The organism is Bifidobacterium sp. LH_449, assembly GCF_056356755.1.
This window is the reverse complement of record NZ_JBKEUV010000001.1, coordinates 322,574-338,859: the sequence shown is the minus strand read 5'-3', so window position 1 is coordinate 338,859 and position 16,286 is coordinate 322,574. Positions and strand designations below refer to the sequence as shown.

Genomic DNA, 16,286 nt, shown 5'->3' with positions numbered 1-16,286 from the left:
CGATGAGCGCCAGCACGTCAAACGGATCGTATGCTCCTCGGCCAAGGTAGAGAAACCCTCCGATAACGAGGACGCCGCAGACCGCGGTAATCAGTCCGGCGATGCGGCTGATGTCGTATAACGGCGTATTGCGTGGCATGATGCGGTGGCTCCTTCGTCCGCGCCTTCATTGTCGGCGCGGCTGTTTCTATCAGCTGCTCCCATCATCATCGAGCGACGCATCCGGGCGCAAGCCCGAAGCGGGTTGTGGACGAGTGGAAGCGGTTATCCACAGCGCCCGGGCGTGTCGCATTCCTGCCGCGCGGTCTGGCGAATCAATGCATACACCCGACAAGTTCGACGGATGCCGCGGCAAGACGATACGGTAGCATGGAACGCATGGCCAATTCCGCGAATTTCGTACAGTTGCATAATCACACCCACTATTCCCTGCTGGACGGTGCATCAAAGATTCCGGATTTGGTCAACCGCGCCAAGGAACTGAACATGCCGGCCGTCGGCATCGCCGATCACGGCAACATGCACGGCGCCTATGAAATGTGGAGCACAGCGGTCAAAGCCGGCATCAAACCGATCATCGGCATCGAAGCATACGTCACGCCGGAAACCGCCCGTCAGGACAAGTCCCGCGTGCATTGGGGCACCGAAGCCCAGAAATCCGATGACGTCTCCGGCGGCGGTCTGATCACCCACCTGACGCTGTGGGCGGAAAACGACGAAGGCCTGGTCAACCTGACCAAAGCGTCCTCCGTGGCCAATCTTGAAGGCCGCGTCATGCGTTATCCGCGTATGGACAACGAAGTGCTGGCCACCTATTCCAAAGGCGTGATCTGCGGTTCCGGCTGCCCGTCCGGCACGATCCAGACCCGTCTGCGCCTGGGCCAGTTCGATGAGGCGTTGCGTGCCGCCGGCGAGCTGCAGGACATCTACGGACGCGACAATTTCTATATCGAACTGATGGACCACAATCTGGAAATCGAACGTCGCGTCACGAAGGACCTTCTGGGAATCGCGAAACGTCTGAACGCGCCATTGCTGGCCACCAACGATTCGCATTATGTGATGCCGGAAGACGCAGGCGCGCAGGATGCGATGCTGTGCATCAACTCCGGCTCCACGTTGGACGAGCCGGGGCGCTTCAAATTCGAAGGCGAGGGCTACTACCTGCGCACTGCCGAGGAAATGCGCGAACTGTTCAAGGACCTGCCGGAAGCCTGCGACAACACACTGGAAGTGGCCGAACGTTGCAATGTGATGTTCGACGATGGCGAAGACGGCGCGTTCATGCCGAAATTCCCCTGCCCGGAAGGCTGGGACGAGACCTCGCTGTTCCTGAAGAAGGTCGAGGAAGGACTGGAGAAGCGATACGACGGCGACGTGCCGCTGCACGTGCTCCAGCAGGCCGACTACGAGTGCGGCGTGATCTGCCAGATGCAGTTCTGCGGATACTTCCTGGTCGTGGCCGACTATATCAACTGGGCGAAGGACCATGGCGTCGTGGTCGGTCCCGGCCGTGGTTCGGCCGCAGGCGCCATGGTCGCCTACGCCATGGGCATCACCGAACTCGACCCGCTCGAACACGGTCTGATCTTCGAACGCTTCCTGAACCCGGAACGCGTGTCCCTGCCGGATATCGACGTCGACTTCGACCCGGACGGCCGCGCCAAGGTGCTTGAATATGTGGCCGATAAATACGGTCACGACAAGGTGGCCCAATGCGTGATCTACGGCACCATCAAAACCAAGCAGGCCCTGAAGGATTCCGCCCGCATCATGGGCTATGAATTCTCGATGGGCGAGAAGGTCACGAAGGCGTTGCCCCCGGCGGCCACAGGCGGCAAGGACATCAGCCTGCACGACATCTTCGATCCGAAGGCGAAGCGTTATGCGGAAGCCCGCGAGTTCCGCGAACTGTATGATTCCGATCCGGATGTGCGCCGCATCACCGAGGAGGCCAAGGGCATCGAAGGCCTGATCCGACAGACCGGCGTGCACGCGTGCGCGACCATCATGGGATCCGAGCCCATCACCGACACTTCGCCGCTGTTGGAACGTACCGACGGCACCGTCACCACGACGTTCGAATACCACACCTGCGAAACGCTGGGCCTGGTCAAGATGGACTTCCTGGGCCTGTCCAACTTGACGGTCATCCGCGATACGCTGCGCAACATCGAAGCGAACGGCAAGGAGCGCATCGACCATACGAAGATCCCGCTGGACGACGCGGAAACCTACCAGCTGCTGTCACGCGGCGACACGCTTGGCGTGTTCCAGCTCGATGGCGACGGCATGCGCTCGCTGCTCAAAACGTTGAAGCCAAGCAACTTCAACGATATTTCGGCATTGATCGCCCTGTACCGGCCGGGCCCGATGGATATGGAATCGCATACGAACTATGCGAAGCGCAAGAACGGCCTGCAGAAGGTCGAACCGATCCATCCGGAACTGGCCGAGCCGTTGAAGGAAGTGCTTGACGAAACCTATGGCCTGATCGTCTATCAGGAGCAGGTGCAGTCGGCCGCGCGAATCCTTGCAGGCTATTCGCTGGGCAAGGCGGACGTGCTGCGTCGAGCGATGGGCAAGAAGAAGCCGGAAGTGCTGGCCAAGGAGAAGATCCCGTTCTTCGAAGGCATGAAGGAGCACGGCTATTCCGAAGAGGCCGCGCAGGCCGTGTGGGACGTGCTGGTCCCGTTCTCCGGATACGCGTTCAACAAGGCGCATTCCGCCGCATACGGCCTGATCTCCTATTGGACCGCCTATCTGAAGACGCATTATCCCGTCGAATTCATGGCCGCGTTGCTGCAGGGCGCATCGACCAACAAGGACAAGACCGCGTTGTACCTTGGCGAAGCGCGCCGTATGGGCATTCAGGTGCTGTCTCCGGATGTGAACGAGTCGGTATACGAATATTCCGCGGTCGGCGACGTCGTGCGATTCGGCTTGGGGGCGATCCGCAACGTCGGCGAAAACGCGGTGAAGGACATCATCGCCGAGCGTGAAGGCGGCCACGGCAAATACGTGAATTTCATGGATTTCATTCGACGTGTGCCATTGAGCGCATTGAACCGCCGTCTGGTGGAATCGCTGATCAAGGCCGGTGCCTTCGATTCGATCGATCCGAACCGAAGGGCGTTGTATCAGATCCATGAAAGCGCGATCGAGTCGGTGGTCGGCCTGAAACGCAAGCAGGCGGAAGGCCAGTTCGACCTGTTCGCCGATGCGGATGATGGCGGCGCGGAAGCGATGGGCGACGCGCAGGTCACCGTGCCGGACGTCGAGGAATGGGACAAGAAGACCAAGCTGAATTTCGAACGCGAAATGCTCGGCCTGTATGTCTCCGACCATCCGTTGAGCGGCATGCAGTCGGTATTGGCGTCGCTTCGTGAAATGTCCATCGCGCATCTGATCGATCGCGCCAAAACGATGGGGGACAACCAGCAGGTCACCTTGGCCGGCCTGATCACCAGCGTCGATCGTCGTGTGTCGAAAAAGGGCAATAATTGGGCGATCGTGACGATTGAAGACATGGACAGCTCCATCCAATGCATGTTCTTCGGCAAGGTCTATGAAGCGGCCGCTCCGGAGATGGCGGTGGATACGGTGGTGCAGATTCGCGGTCAGGTCGAGATTCGTGACGAAACCGTCAGCCTGCGCGCCACGGAAATGCAGGTGCCGTCATTGGAGGCCGAAGATGAAAGGCCTCTGATCATCGCGTTGCCGCAATCCGCGTTGGACCGTCCGCATATGATGCAGCTCGGCCAGGTGCTGACCAATCATCCCGGATACTGCGAGGTCAAACTGGCGGTCGTCGATGACAAGGGCAACGCCCGCGTGCTGACTTTTGGCGACCGCTTCCGCGTAAAGCGCGACACCTCGCTATTCGCCGAAATCAAGATCCTCTTCGGCCCCAGCGCCCTTCCCGCCGCCTGACGGGAATGGCGGCGATATGCCGGCATTTATCTTATCTGCTGACGTAGCTTGAGATTTCGGATGGAAAGGGCTTTGTTCTCTTGATGAACGAATATCCGGGCACTACCGTCACGCTCGAAGGAGATGGCCGCCGTCAAGCCTTTCCTACGCATCCTTGCCGGAACCGTCCGGTAGCTGAGGCCGGGAGGATTCGGTCCGGCGAAGCCGTGTCCACGCGGAAAAGCCAAACAGCGCCATGGTTCGAATCTGCTCGCATTGATCGTCGAAAGTCATCTTCCGGATGAAGGGATTTTTCGGCACATGCCGTCTGATGATTCCGGTCATGCCTGTGACAACGGACAACGAGACCGAACCGGGAATGCGAAGACCGACGATTACGCCCTTGCAGTCGGACGGATCGAGTTGCTGCATCTGTTCCTCGATATCGTTCTCCGACGATGTCCCTGCGCTCTGGGCGCGTAATGCCATCGTTTTCACAGGGTTTCCGCGGGAATACCCGACGAACTTCGTTCTCGTCGATGCATATGTATGAATTCTTATCGGTGCAATCGACGAGAACGTCGGTCACGCGAAACAGCTGGGACCACTGTTTCCTTCGTGTCGGTTTTGTTTTGGTGAATGAATCGTATATCGGTGGCGGATCATGCCTTTTCCTGTCCGGACATCAGTCCAAAGTGCGCAACTTTTCGGACGTCGTCAATGCCGAAGACACGATGTCCTTCGTTGTCGCACGAAAGTATATTTTGGTCTTGGTCTAAATTCTTCGCCGCATATACTGGATAATGCCATCTTCATTGAAAAGAGCAGCAATGATAAAGCTGCACTTTCCCAGGCTGAAGCGATGCGGCGTGATTCCATCCTTTGCCGATAAAGGGAATCGGATGGAGCGCCTCTGTTGTGGGGGATGTGAGGGGGCATCGATGATGAGGAAGTTGTTGCAGGCGTTGTGGCTGATCGTCGCGTTAGGCGTGGGCTTCATTGCCAACGCATCGGTCGAATCGCTGGAACAGACGTATCCGCTGCATGCGGAAGCCTTCGTATCGGTTGATTTCTCTTCGGCCGGACCGGCAAAACAGGAGATTATCGCATCGATTTCCGATGCGGCTTCGCAAGGTGATACGTCATTCATTCTGGCGAAGACCGATTCCTCCGGCGCGGATACGGAATTGTTTTATTTCGGGGACAGCCCGGAGGTCGCGGGCGGTGACGGCATCGTGGAGACCTATTCGAACGCTCTGTCGGCAGTATTGCTTCCAGCCGAGGATCTGGGCGATCGCAGCCTGTCCGGATCATACGCGTGTCTGGACTCGCGTTCCGTTCCGAAGCTGACGTCGACGGTGGAACGGTATGGCGGGAAGGTCGTGAACCAGGGCTTTCGCCGCTCGGATTTCGACGGCCTTGGCGTCCTGTCGGACAACCCCGCGGGAATGTTGGGGGTCGTCGGCCTGTGCCTGTTGATGGTGGCCGTGTCATGGTCATGGAGCGGTGGACGTGAGCGACTGCGTTTTCTGCTGACGCTCAATGGATGCTCCAAGTGGAGCATAATCGCATATGATTTGCGGGATTTCGCGATGTTGTCCGCATGGCCGGCCGTACTGGGGATTGGGATGTCCGTTGTCGTCGTATGCGTCACGCATGATCTCGGGGTCGTGGGCATGTTCGTGCTGCCATACGTGTCGGCGATGCTGTCCCTTGTCGCGCTGATTGCGGGACTGATCGTGCTGTTCACGATGCCGTTGACCCCGTCCGTTCGGCATCTGGCATCTCGGCGTCTGCTGTCCGGGAGAATTCGCGTCGGCAATGACGCGTTGAAACTGCTGTGCTTGATGTTCGCGCTGCTGTGCGGGGCCACGTCGTTGAACTCGATGGCCTTGGCGGACCGGCAGCTGACGGCTACGGAACGCTGGCGGACCTTGGACGAGGTCGTCAGCGTGCAGACGTTGGCGGATCCTGCGTCTTCGGACGAGGTGACGACGGCCGCTTTCCGTGGATTCTTCGAACGGACCGATGCGGCGGGGGACCTGTATCTGTCGTATTCCGTCGCTCCTGCGTTCATCATGACGCCGGACGGTAGTGCGCCGACGGAAACGGAAACGCTGAGGCAGTTGTCGCCGTACGATGACGTGGTCGTGACGAATCCCGCGTTCCTGCGTCTTATGAACGTGAGCATGGACGATCTGCAGCGCATCGACGCGGGCGACGTGCCGCAGACGCTGCGACGGGAATTGGAAGTGTACACGCCGATGTGGATGGATGAACGGTCGGATGTGCGACTGGACTCGGACCTGTACGTGTGGAAGGGGGACGGCGGTTTCCCATCGCTGGAATACGATGCCCGGTCCGGAACGTTCTCATCGTCGCACAATCCGCTGGTCATCCTGGTCGACGACGTCGCACAGACGCTTGACATGAACGCGTTCCTGTACCCTGCCATGTCTTCCGCGAACATGCTGTTCCCGGATGCGGAGACGGTGGACGCCGCGGCGGTGCAGTCCGGCCTGTCATCCGCGATCACCGGAGTGAACCGCGTGGCCGATGAATGCCTGCGCAACTATCAGATGCTGCGGCAAACCGCCGCTCTTATGGTCACGTATCTGTGCGTCGCCGTCGCCAGCTTGCTGGTGTGCGCCGTGCAAAGCGCGAGATTGTGGGCGTATGAGCATCGAAAGGCTCTATTCGTACGGCATACCGCCGGTGAATCATATGCACGTATCGCGGCTTTGCGGATATGTTCGCAGCTGCCTGTGCTGGCCTTGTCGACGGGCGTGGTGTTGTGGCTGGCGTCCCGGCAACAGTTGGACGCCGCAGCGACTACATGGACGCTGGCGACGGGATGCCTGGTCGGTGTCGCGGTCGAGGCCCTATCAGTCGTCATGGCGGCGCGGACGATGTTCGAAGACGTCGTGAAGAGGGCGGGACGCTGACGCGCGGCGGATGCAGTCGCCGGATACGGACGATACGGGGAAGGATTGATTATGGCGTTGGAAGCGGATGGCATCGGATACGCGATCAAGGGGCATCCCATATTCGGGCCCGTCAGCGTGAGTCTGACGGGAGGGACCATGACGGCCATCGTCGGCCCGTCGGGATGCGGCAAGACGTCGTTGCTGAACATACTGTCGTTTCTGGAGCGACCCACGACGGGCGACATTCGGCTGGACGGCAAAAGCACCTCGGGCTGGAAGGACCGCGATCGCAGGCTGTTCTGGAAGAGTCGCGCGTCCTTCATCTATCAGGATTACGGATTGATCGATGAGGAAAGCGTGCTGTATAACCTGACGTTCAAATCCAGGTCCTACCGTCCGGGACATACCAGGATCCCGCAGCGTCTGCTCGGTCTTCTGGACGAGGTCGGCATGGCGGGACGGCTGAACGATCCCGCGTCGGTGCTGTCCGGAGGGGAGAAGCAACGCATTGCGATTGTGCGCGCATTGTGGAAACGGTCGGCATACGTGTTCGTGGACGAGCCGACGGCATCTTTGGACGTGGCGAACCGGAATATGGTGACGGGATTGCTGCGTCGTACCACGGATAAGGGCGCCTGCGTGATCATCGCAACGCATGACATGGATCTTGCCGGCTCATGCGACCAGTGCGTCGATTTGGGCGCGTATGCGGAGCCCCATACCGTGGAATAGACCTACTCACGGCGTTGACGCCTTGGCCGGTGTACGGTCCCTGTCGTGTCGGCCAAGGCGGTTCCCCGTCAGATCGTGCCGATGGACGGCATCGACTTGATGGTGTGACGCTCGTCCATGGCGGCGCCGTCCTGGTCCCTTCCATGGAGGGACCCGGCCTTCAGGCTGCCGAAGAACCCCTCGGCACGCGCGTCGTCCGGGAATGTCCTTTCCTCGACATCGACCCGACGGGCCTGTGCGACCCGCGAATCGAGATCCATTCCGGACATTATCGGAATTCCGGCACTGCTTTCATTTTGTGGACTTCATGTCTCAGCATGTGAAGTCCGCAAAGCCGTGCAACATAAAGGGGATACGATGGCCGTATGAGCGATATCACCATGCGAATCATTGACCTGCGAGGCAGGAATCTCACCCGCGCCGAAATGCTGGCGGCCATGCCGCGTGCCGAAATGGGCACCGATGAGGCGACCGAACTGGTCCAGCCCATTCTCGATGACGTCAAGGCCCGCGGCGCTGCGGCCCTGCGTGATTTCGAAGAGAAGTTCGACCATGTGCGCCCCGAAAACCTGCGTGTTCCGGCGGAGGCGATGACCGCGGCCCTTGAAGAGCTTGACCCGGACGTGCGCGCGTCCATCGAGGAATCCGTGCGCCGTTCGCGCGCAGTGGCCGCATCCCAGGTGCCGGAAGACTTCCACACCGATCTGGCCGAAGGCGCCCGTGTGTCCGAACGTTGGATCCCGGTGCAGCGCGTCGGCCTGTATGTGCCGGGCGGCAAGGCCGTATATCCAAGCTCGGTGATCATGAACGCCGTGCCGGCTCAGGCCGCGGGCGTCGAATCCCTGGCCATCGCCACTCCGCCGAAGACCGCCGACGGTCTGCCGGATAAGACGATCCTCGCCACCTGCGCCATCCTCGGCGTCGACGAAGTGTATGCGGTCGGCGGCGCACAGGCGGTCGCGATGTTCGCCTACGGCGCGAAGGGCTTCGAGCCGCAGGACGGCGACGTGCTGTGCGAGCCGGTCGACAAGATCACCGGCCCGGGCAACATCTTCGTCGCCACGGCCAAGCGCATGGTCTCCGGCATCGTCGGCATCGACGCGGTCGCCGGCCCCACCGAAATCGCAATCATCGCCGATGCCGGCGCCAATCCGGAATATCTGGCCGCCGACCTGATCGGACAGGCCGAACACGACGAGCTCGCCGGCTCCGTGCTCATCACCGACAGCGAGGAGATCGCAGCCAAGACGCAGGAAAGCCTGAACCGCCGCGTGCCGCGCACCAAGCATGCCGAACGCGTCGCCACCTCGCTGACCGGACGCCAGTCGGGCATCATCCTGACCGACGGACTCGACCAGTCGATCGACGCCGCCAACGCGTATGCGGCCGAACATCTGGAAATCCAGACCGCCGACGCCGATGCGGTCGTCAGGCGCATCCGCAATGCAGGCGCCATCTTCCGCGGCCCGTATTCGCCGGTTCCGCTGGGCGATTACATGTCCGGCTCGAACCATGTGCTGCCGACGTCCGGCACAGCCCGTTTCGCCGCGGGCCTTGGCGTGCACACGTTCATGAAGCCGGTCGAAGTCATCGAATACGACGAGGCTGGTCTGAAGGCGTTGGCCGCCCGGATCAACACGTTCGCGGTGTCCGAAGACCTGCCGGCGCACGGCGAAAGCGTGCTGACCCGTTTCATCGACGATCCGTACGACAAGGCCACGGTCCGTGAGCAGGAAGAACAGGCGGGACTGCGATGAGCGAATCCAACGCCATTCCCGCAAGCCTGCCGCTGCGCAACGACCTGATCGGCGAAGAGCCGTACGGCGCGCCCCAGTTGGACGTGCCGGTGTGCCTGAACGTCAATGAGAATCCATATGCCCCCTCGCCGGCCGTCGTCGAAGCGATCGCACGCCGCGTCACCGAGGTCGCGCCGACGCTGAACCGCTATCCGGACCGCGAGCATATCGAATTGCGCAAAGCGCTGTGCACGTATCTCAAGCGTGAATCCGACGCCGATCTGGCCGTCGAACAGGTGTGGGCCGCGAACGGTTCGAACGAGATCATGCTGCAGCTGTTCCAGGCGTTCGGCGGACCGGGCCGCATCGCGCTCGGCTGCGACCCGACCTATTCGATGTATCCGGAATACGCGCGCGACACCTTCACGACATGGCATACGTCGCATCGCAACGCCGATTTCACGTTGGACGCCGATGCCGTGATCGATGCCATCAACGACGAAAAGCCGTCGATGGTGGTGCTGACCAGTCCGAACAATCCGACGGGCACGCCGCTGCCGATGGACGATCTCAAGCGCATCCTCGACGCCTGCCGCACCGTTGCGGTGCGTGGCGCGAACGACGGCGTGCATCCGGTCGTCGTCGTCGACGAAGCCTACGTGGAATTCCGCAATCCGGGAACCGCGTCCGCCGCGACGCTGATCGGCGAATACGACAATCTGGCCGTATCCCGCACGATGAGCAAGGCGTTCGCCTTCGCGGGCACGCGGCTGGGCTATGTCGCCGCATCGAAGGGCATCATCGACTGCCTGCGCATCGTGCGCATGCCATACCATCTGTCCGCCGTCACCCAGGCCGTCGCATTGGCGGCGTTGGAACATACCGACGAACAGCTGGCGCAGGTCGGCCATCTTCGTGAAATCCGCGAAGCGACCGCCGCATGGCTCAAGGAACAGACCTATAAGGGCCGGCCGCTGCAGGTGGCCGAATCCGAATCGAACTTCCTGCTGTTCGGCGGCCATTTCGACGACCGCGGCCGCATCTTCGACGAACTGCTCAAGCGAGGCGTGCTGATCCGCGTGGTCGGTCCGGAAGGCTGGATGCGCGTATGCATGGGGACCGATGAGGAAATGTCGCGTTTCCGCGAGGCGCTGACCGAAACCTTGCGTATTGTGGAACAGGACTGATTCTCCCTACACCGAAAAGGAGCCGATTATGGCGCGTACAGCGACCATCGTGCGTGAAACCAGCGAATCCAAGGTCGAACTGAGCCTGAACCTGGACGGCACCGGCAAAACCGACATCGACACATCCGTGCCGTTCTACAACCATATGATGACCGCGCTCGGCAAGCATTCGCTGATCGACCTGACCATCAAGGCCAGCGGCGACACCGATATCGACGCCCATCACACGGTCGAGGATATCGCCATCGTATTCGGTGAGGCTTTGAGGCAGGCTTTGGGCGACAAGCGCGGCATTCGCCGTTTCGCCGACGCCACAGTGCCGCTGGACGAAGCGCTCGCCAAAGCCGTCGTCGATATTTCCGGACGCCCCTACTGCGTGTGCACGGGTGAGCCGGAAGGCTTCGAATACTGCATGATCGGCGGCCATTTCACGGGCTCCCTGGTGCGTCACGTTATGGAGTCGATCGCCAACCATGCCGGCATCTGCCTGCATATGCAGGTGCTTTCCGGCCGTGACCCGCATCATATCGCCGAAGCCGAATTCAAGGCGCTGGCGCGCGCACTGCGTTTCGCGATCGAGCCCGATCCGCGCGTCGAAGGCATTCCCAGCACGAAGGGGGCGCTGTGATGCAGGGCGGCAATGACGGCAATTCGTCGAACGACGTGTTCGACGACGGCTTCAACGATGGCGAGCTGCATTTCACCGACGAGGAGCTCGAATCGGCGATGGCCGACTTCGAAGCGCAATTCGCCGATGAAGTGAAATCCGAGACGGCCGAAAAGGACCCGGAAATAGGTTTTGAGGACGAACTGCAGGGATTGCTGGGCGACAAGGCGAAATCCGCGGTGATCATCACCCGTCTGACTTCGCCGGAATTGCTGGCCGCCTTCTGCCAGCTGTCCGATATCTCCGCCCTGTGCATCGGGGATGACGAAGGCGCCGTGGCCGTGCTGCGCAACCTGACCGGCGACGGCCCGGAGGCGGCGGCACGAGATCTGACCGTCGTCGTTTCCGGCATGCCTGTCGTGCTGGCGGTGAATCGTGCGGACAAGCTTGAAGCGAACATGTATGTCGAAGGCAAGTCGGTGCAGTCGTTCCCGCCGCCGCTGCTGTTCGCGTCCGCCGCCCGCTTCGTCGAAGATCTGATGCTGGGCATCGGCGACGTCGACGCGGTGCGCGCATCCGGCGCGACGGTATTGGATTCCGCCGACTATGACCGCGAATCCGCGATGAAGGTGATCGCGGAGCATACGCGTTTCGGCAGGGGCGGCTCGCGCATCGAATAGCGGATGCGTCCGGTAACATACGGGTCGCCGGAACACGGCCATTGGGACACGCCTGTTGATGATTTGGCGGGCATAGTGAAGGGAAGGACAGATGACCACCGCTGTGGTGTTCGATTACGGATTCGGCAATGTCCGTTCGATGATGCGTGCACTGGCCAATATCGGTTTGGACGTGAGCTTGACCGCCGATCCGATGCAGGCGATGGAAGCCGACGGCTTGGTCGTTCCGGGCGTGGGCGCGTATGGCGCATGCATGGAAGGCCTGAAGGCCGTCGGCGGCGAACGTGTGATTCTGAACCGTCTGCGGGCGGGCCGGCCGGTGCTGGGCGTATGCGTCGGCGAACAGATCATGTTCGAGCATGGCATGGAACATGGCATTGAGACGCGGGGGCTGGGGCTGATCGGCGGAACCGTGGAACAGCTGGACGCCGATGTGGTGCCGCATATGGGCTGGAACACCGTTGACGCGGCGCCGGATTCCGTGCTGCTTCGCGGCATCGGGCATGAACGTTTCTATTTCGTGCATTCCTATGCGGCCCGCGGGGTGACGCCTGTCGACACCGCCGCGAAAGGCATCGATTTCGGCGATGCGCCGGAATGCGTGACCTGGTGCGAATACGGGCGCAGCCGTTTTGTGGCCGCATACGAGCGTGGCGCATTGTGCGCCACGCAGTTCCATCCCGAAAAGTCCGCCGAGGCGGGGGCGCTGTTGCTGCGCAATTGGGTGTCCACATTCCGCTGATCGGCATAGGGCGCAAACCGAACGATTTCTCAGCTTTCAAAGGAAAGGTATACGACATGTCCCTTACGCTGCTTCCCGCCGTCGACGTGCGTGACGGCAAGGCCGTGCGCCTGCGCCAAGGCGAATCCGGTTCGGAAACGAATTACGGCTCCCCCCTTGAGGCCGCCCGTACCTGGGTCGAGTCGGGCGCCGAATGGATTCATCTGGTCGATCTTGACGCGGCCTTCGGCACCGGCGATAATCGCGATCAGCTGCGTCGGATCGTCGAGGAATTGGGCGATGCGGTCAATATCGAAATGAGCGGCGGCATCCGCGACGACGCTTCATTGGCCGCGGCGCTTGAAGCCGGCGCCGCCCGCGTGAACATCGGCACCGCGGCTCTGGAAAATCCGGATTGGACGGCCTCCATCATCAAGCGTTACGGCGAGCGCGTCGCCGTCGGCCTCGACGTGCGCGGCCATACGCTGGCGGCCCGGGGCTGGGTGAAGGAAGGCGGCGACCTGTTCGAAACCATGGCCTTCCTCGATTCGGTCGGATGCTCCCGTTACGTCGTCACCGATGTGGCGCGCGACGGCATGATGAGCGGCCCGAATCTGACGCTGCTGAAAGAGGTCGCCGAACGTACCGACGCGAAGGTCACCGCGTCCGGCGGCATCTCGTCATTGGACGATCTGAAAGCCATCGAAACGCTGTCCGGAATCGGCGTCGATGCCGCGATTCTCGGAAAATCCTTGTATTCCAAGGCTTTCACTCTGCCTCAGGCGCTTGAGGCCGTTCGCGGTCACTCCCGGGAGTAGCAGGGCAGCTCGCCCGAGTCGATAAGCTGTCGGAACAGCGCGTAATCCGCTTCGTTCTGGTCGGCATACGACTGCGCGAATGCGGCGATCGCCTTGTCGAAGGCGTCGGTATCGCCCAGATATCCGGCGATCGCCACGGAATCGCCCGTACGTGCGTGCGCATGCGCCAGACAGCGTGCGCACATGCGTCCCAGATCGCTCAGGGTCAGGTCATCGAGATCGTCGATGTCGATCGAGCCTTTGCCGTTCCACAATTGACGCACATAGTAATCGCGCTTGTGTCCGTCGTCTCCGATGAAATCGGCCCAGCCGAGCAGCACATCGGCCGTGGACTGGATCAGTTTCTGCCCCTGGACGACGCGTTCGCCGTGCGTGCGGTACGGGGAACGGCCCACGAAACGTTCCAATACCGATTCGCAGGCCTCCTTCATCTGCAGCATCAGCGTGTCGTCGGTGTCGCGGCCGGTCAATGCGGCCACCCAGGCGCGGGTGCCCACGGAGCCGACGCCGACGACCTTGCGGGCCGCGCCATGATACCGATACTGCGACAGCACATGACGCCGGTCCTCGTACAGGCTGTGCTTGTACCGGTCGAACAGCACCTCCAGGCGGGCCTGCAGCGCGTCCAGATCCGTGTAGTCGTCCAGTTCGTTGATCGGGACCAATTCCGGAGGCTTCATATTGAACCGCAGCTTGCGGCCGTCGAAATAGGTGAGCTTGGCCGCCGCGCGCTTCGACGTCTTGCGCACCGCCTTCGCCGCGGCCTCGCGAAGAACGTCGTTGCGTTTGCCGCTCACCGTGTCCTCGTAATGGTCAAGCGACCGCCGCACATCCAAATGGTCGTACCACATGTCCAGATAGTCCATTTGCGAATACTGCTCGATGCGCTCGCGATACGTATGCACGCATCGCATCACGGCCGCCCTGCGGGCCTTCGGCTTGATGCCGTTCGCCCTGCCGCAGATCTCCACCGAAACGGCGAGACGCTTGATGTCCCACTCCCACGGGCCCGTCGTCGTCTCGTCGAAATCGTTGATGTCGAACACCAGATGGCGGGTGGGGGAGAAGAACATGCCGAAATTGCCGATATGCGCGTCGCCCACGCATTGCACCGGTATGCCGGTCACCGGGGTGCGCGCGAGGTCGTTGGCCATGATCAGCGCGGTGCCGCGGTAGAACGTGAACGCGGAGACGCTCATGCGCGCATACCTCAACGGCACCAGCTCCTGCACGCGTGTGGCGGACTGCTCCTCCAGCAGTCCGATGACGTCGCGCCGTCCTTCCCTCACCTGCCAGTCCGCATGCCGTTCGAACGGGGCGAACACGCGTCTTTTCACGCCTGCGACCGTACGCTCCCCGGGCGTTGCGGCCTGCTGCCAGGACCGGACATCGATGATGGGCCGATCGGGATCGGCCTCGATCACGTTATTCAAACTCATGCCTGCAACGATACCTGCGCGGCCGAATCATGCAAGTCGCATGGCGTCGGGCGCGGGATGCGATATGTTAACGGCTTTCGTAACACAAGCATGGGATGATAGGCCGCATGGATAAACAGCAAGAGTTCGCGTTGCGCACCGTTGAAGAGCGTGACGTACGATTCATCCGCCTATGGTTCACGGATGTGTTGGGAACGTTGAAATCCGTCGCGATCGCGCCTGCGGAGCTGGAGGCCGCGTTCGAGGAGGGGCTCGGCTTCGACGGATCGGCCATAGAAGGCATGACCCGCGTTTCGGAAGACGACATGATCGTGCGTCCCGACCCCTCGACCTTCCAGATGCTGCCGTGGCGCGGCGGTCCGCAGGGCACGGCGCGCATGTTCTGCGACGTGCTGACCCCTGACGGCGAGCCTTCGTTGGGCGATCCGCGCCATGTGCTGAAGCGTGCGCTCGCCAAGGCCAAGGAGAAGGGGTTCACGTTCTACGTGCATCCGGAAATCGAATTCTACCTGTTCGAACAGCAGGATGACTGGTCGAAGCCGCCGATCCCGATCGATGAGGGCGGCTATTTCGATCATGTGCCGCGCAGTCCAGGCATGGATTTCCGTCGCGCCACGGTCAACATGCTCGAACAGATGGGCATTTCGGTCGAATACTCGCATCATGAGATCGGACCGGGCCAGAACGAGATCGACCTGCGTTACGCGGATGCGTTGACCACCGCCGACAACATCATGACCTTCCGTACGGTGGTCAAGGAGATCTCGCTCGAACGCGGCATCCACGCGAGCTTCATGCCCAAGCCGCTGGCCGACCAGGCCGGCTCCGGCATGCACACGCATCTGAGCCTGTTCGAAGGGGATTCCAACGCCTTCTACGAGGCCGGACAGGAATTCAACATGTCGGCCACCGCACGCCAGTTCGCCGCCGGCATCCTGTACCATGCGGCGGAGATCTGCGCCGTGACCGCGCAGTACGTCAACTCGTACAAGCGTCTGTGGGGCGGCAACGAGGCCCCGAGCTACATCTGCTGGGGCCACAACAACCGTTCCGCGTTGCTGCGCATCCCGCAGTACAAGCCGGGCAAGGGCAATTCCGCGCGTATGGAATTCCGCGCCCTCGACCCGGTGGCCAACCCGTATCTGGCATACTCCGTGCTGCTGGCCGCCGGTTTGGACGGCATCGAACGTCAGCTGCCGCTGGCCGAACCGACGAGCGACGACGTGTGGGCGCTGACCGACGCGGAACGCCGCGCGATGGGCATCGAACCGTTGCCGACCTCGCTGGGCGCAGCCCTGCGCGTGATGGAGAAGTCCGATTTCGTGGCCGAAGTGCTTGGCGAGCACGCCTTCGAATATTTCCTGAGCAACAAGCGTCAGGAATGGGAGGAATACAACCGTCAGGTCACGCCGTACGAATTGCGCAAGTATCTGCCGCGGCTGTAGGAACCCGCATTCCGGCGCGACGAAAACACAGACGATGCCGGCCGCCGTTCTCCAAGAGCGGTGGCCGGCATCGTCATATCAC

Annotated in this window: 13 protein-coding genes; 10 read left to right on the top strand and 3 right to left on the bottom strand. The window is 61.4% G+C overall.

What is annotated here, in order from left to right:
• Positions 1–378: 378 nt before the first annotated feature.
• On the top strand, positions 379–3,933 hold the full coding sequence (dnaE, locus tag AC1AX7_RS01380; RefSeq protein ID WP_476508304.1) for a DNA polymerase III subunit alpha: 3,555 nt from the start codon (positions 379–381) through the stop codon (positions 3,931–3,933).
• 144 nt (positions 3,934–4,077) lie between these two features.
• On the opposite strand, the gene AC1AX7_RS01375 is transcribed toward dnaE, so the two are convergent.
• Positions 4,078–4,410, bottom strand: coding sequence for a hypothetical protein (locus AC1AX7_RS01375; protein WP_476508303.1), 333 nt, complete (start codon positions 4,408–4,410; stop codon positions 4,078–4,080).
• A 443-nt stretch (positions 4,411–4,853) separates the two neighbouring features.
• Here AC1AX7_RS01375 and AC1AX7_RS01370 point away from each other — a divergent pair, with 443 nt between their 5' ends.
• Complete coding sequence (locus AC1AX7_RS01370; RefSeq protein ID WP_476508302.1) at positions 4,854–6,857, top strand: hypothetical protein; 2,004 nt, start codon at positions 4,854–4,856, stop codon at positions 6,855–6,857.
• A gap of 51 nt (positions 6,858–6,908) precedes the next feature.
• Positions 6,909–7,571, top strand: a complete 663-nt coding sequence (locus tag AC1AX7_RS01365) for an ABC transporter ATP-binding protein (protein WP_476508301.1) — start codon at positions 6,909–6,911, stop codon at positions 7,569–7,571.
• Between the two features lie 68 nt (positions 7,572–7,639).
• Here AC1AX7_RS01365 and AC1AX7_RS01360 read toward each other — a convergent pair whose 3' ends face one another.
• On the bottom strand, positions 7,640–7,831 hold the full coding sequence (locus AC1AX7_RS01360; RefSeq protein WP_476508300.1) for a hypothetical protein: 192 nt from the start codon (positions 7,829–7,831) through the stop codon (positions 7,640–7,642).
• Positions 7,832–7,936: 105 nt separating this feature from the next.
• On the opposite strand from AC1AX7_RS01360, the gene hisD reads away from it, so the two are divergent.
• The 6 genes from hisD to priA all read left to right on the top strand — a co-directional run bounded on the left by hisD (position 7,937) and on the right by priA (position 13,320).
• Entirely contained in the window at positions 7,937–9,328 is a 1,392-nt protein-coding gene (gene hisD / locus AC1AX7_RS01355; RefSeq protein WP_476508299.1) for a histidinol dehydrogenase, read from the top strand.
• Positions 9,325–10,494 carry a histidinol-phosphate transaminase gene (locus AC1AX7_RS01350; protein ID WP_476508298.1) on the top strand — a complete coding sequence of 390 codons (1,170 nt, stop codon included), beginning with the start codon at positions 9,325–9,327 and terminating at the stop codon, positions 10,492–10,494. Before hisD ends, AC1AX7_RS01350 begins: the two co-directional genes overlap by 4 nt.
• Before the next feature lie 28 nt (positions 10,495–10,522).
• Positions 10,523–11,122 (top strand): imidazoleglycerol-phosphate dehydratase HisB, encoded by a 600-nt coding sequence (gene hisB, locus AC1AX7_RS01345; protein ID WP_476508297.1) that lies wholly within the window; start codon positions 10,523–10,525, stop codon positions 11,120–11,122.
• Positions 11,122–11,781, top strand: a complete 660-nt coding sequence (locus AC1AX7_RS01340; RefSeq protein ID WP_476508296.1) for a hypothetical protein — start codon at positions 11,122–11,124, stop codon at positions 11,779–11,781. The genes hisB and AC1AX7_RS01340 overlap by 1 nt, the downstream gene beginning before the upstream one ends.
• A 91-nt stretch (positions 11,782–11,872) precedes the next feature.
• Entirely contained in the window at positions 11,873–12,523 is a 651-nt protein-coding gene (gene hisH / locus AC1AX7_RS01335) for an imidazole glycerol phosphate synthase subunit HisH (RefSeq protein WP_476508295.1), read from the top strand.
• A 56-nt stretch (positions 12,524–12,579) separates the two neighbouring features.
• Complete coding sequence (priA, locus tag AC1AX7_RS01330; RefSeq protein WP_476508294.1) at positions 12,580–13,320, top strand: bifunctional 1-(5-phosphoribosyl)-5-((5-phosphoribosylamino)methylideneamino)imidazole-4-carboxamide isomerase/phosphoribosylanthranilate isomerase PriA; 741 nt, start codon at positions 12,580–12,582, stop codon at positions 13,318–13,320.
• Here the strand turns inward: priA and AC1AX7_RS01325 are convergent.
• On the bottom strand, positions 13,305–14,759 hold the full coding sequence (locus AC1AX7_RS01325) for a DUF2252 domain-containing protein (protein WP_476508293.1): 1,455 nt from the start codon (positions 14,757–14,759) through the stop codon (positions 13,305–13,307). The genes priA and AC1AX7_RS01325 overlap by 16 nt on opposite strands.
• Positions 14,760–14,866: 107 nt before the next feature.
• On the opposite strand from AC1AX7_RS01325, the gene AC1AX7_RS01320 reads away from it, so the two are divergent.
• Positions 14,867–16,204, top strand: a complete 1,338-nt coding sequence (locus AC1AX7_RS01320) for a glutamine synthetase family protein (RefSeq protein ID WP_476508292.1) — start codon at positions 14,867–14,869, stop codon at positions 16,202–16,204.
• The last annotated feature ends 82 nt before the right edge of the window (positions 16,205–16,286 follow it).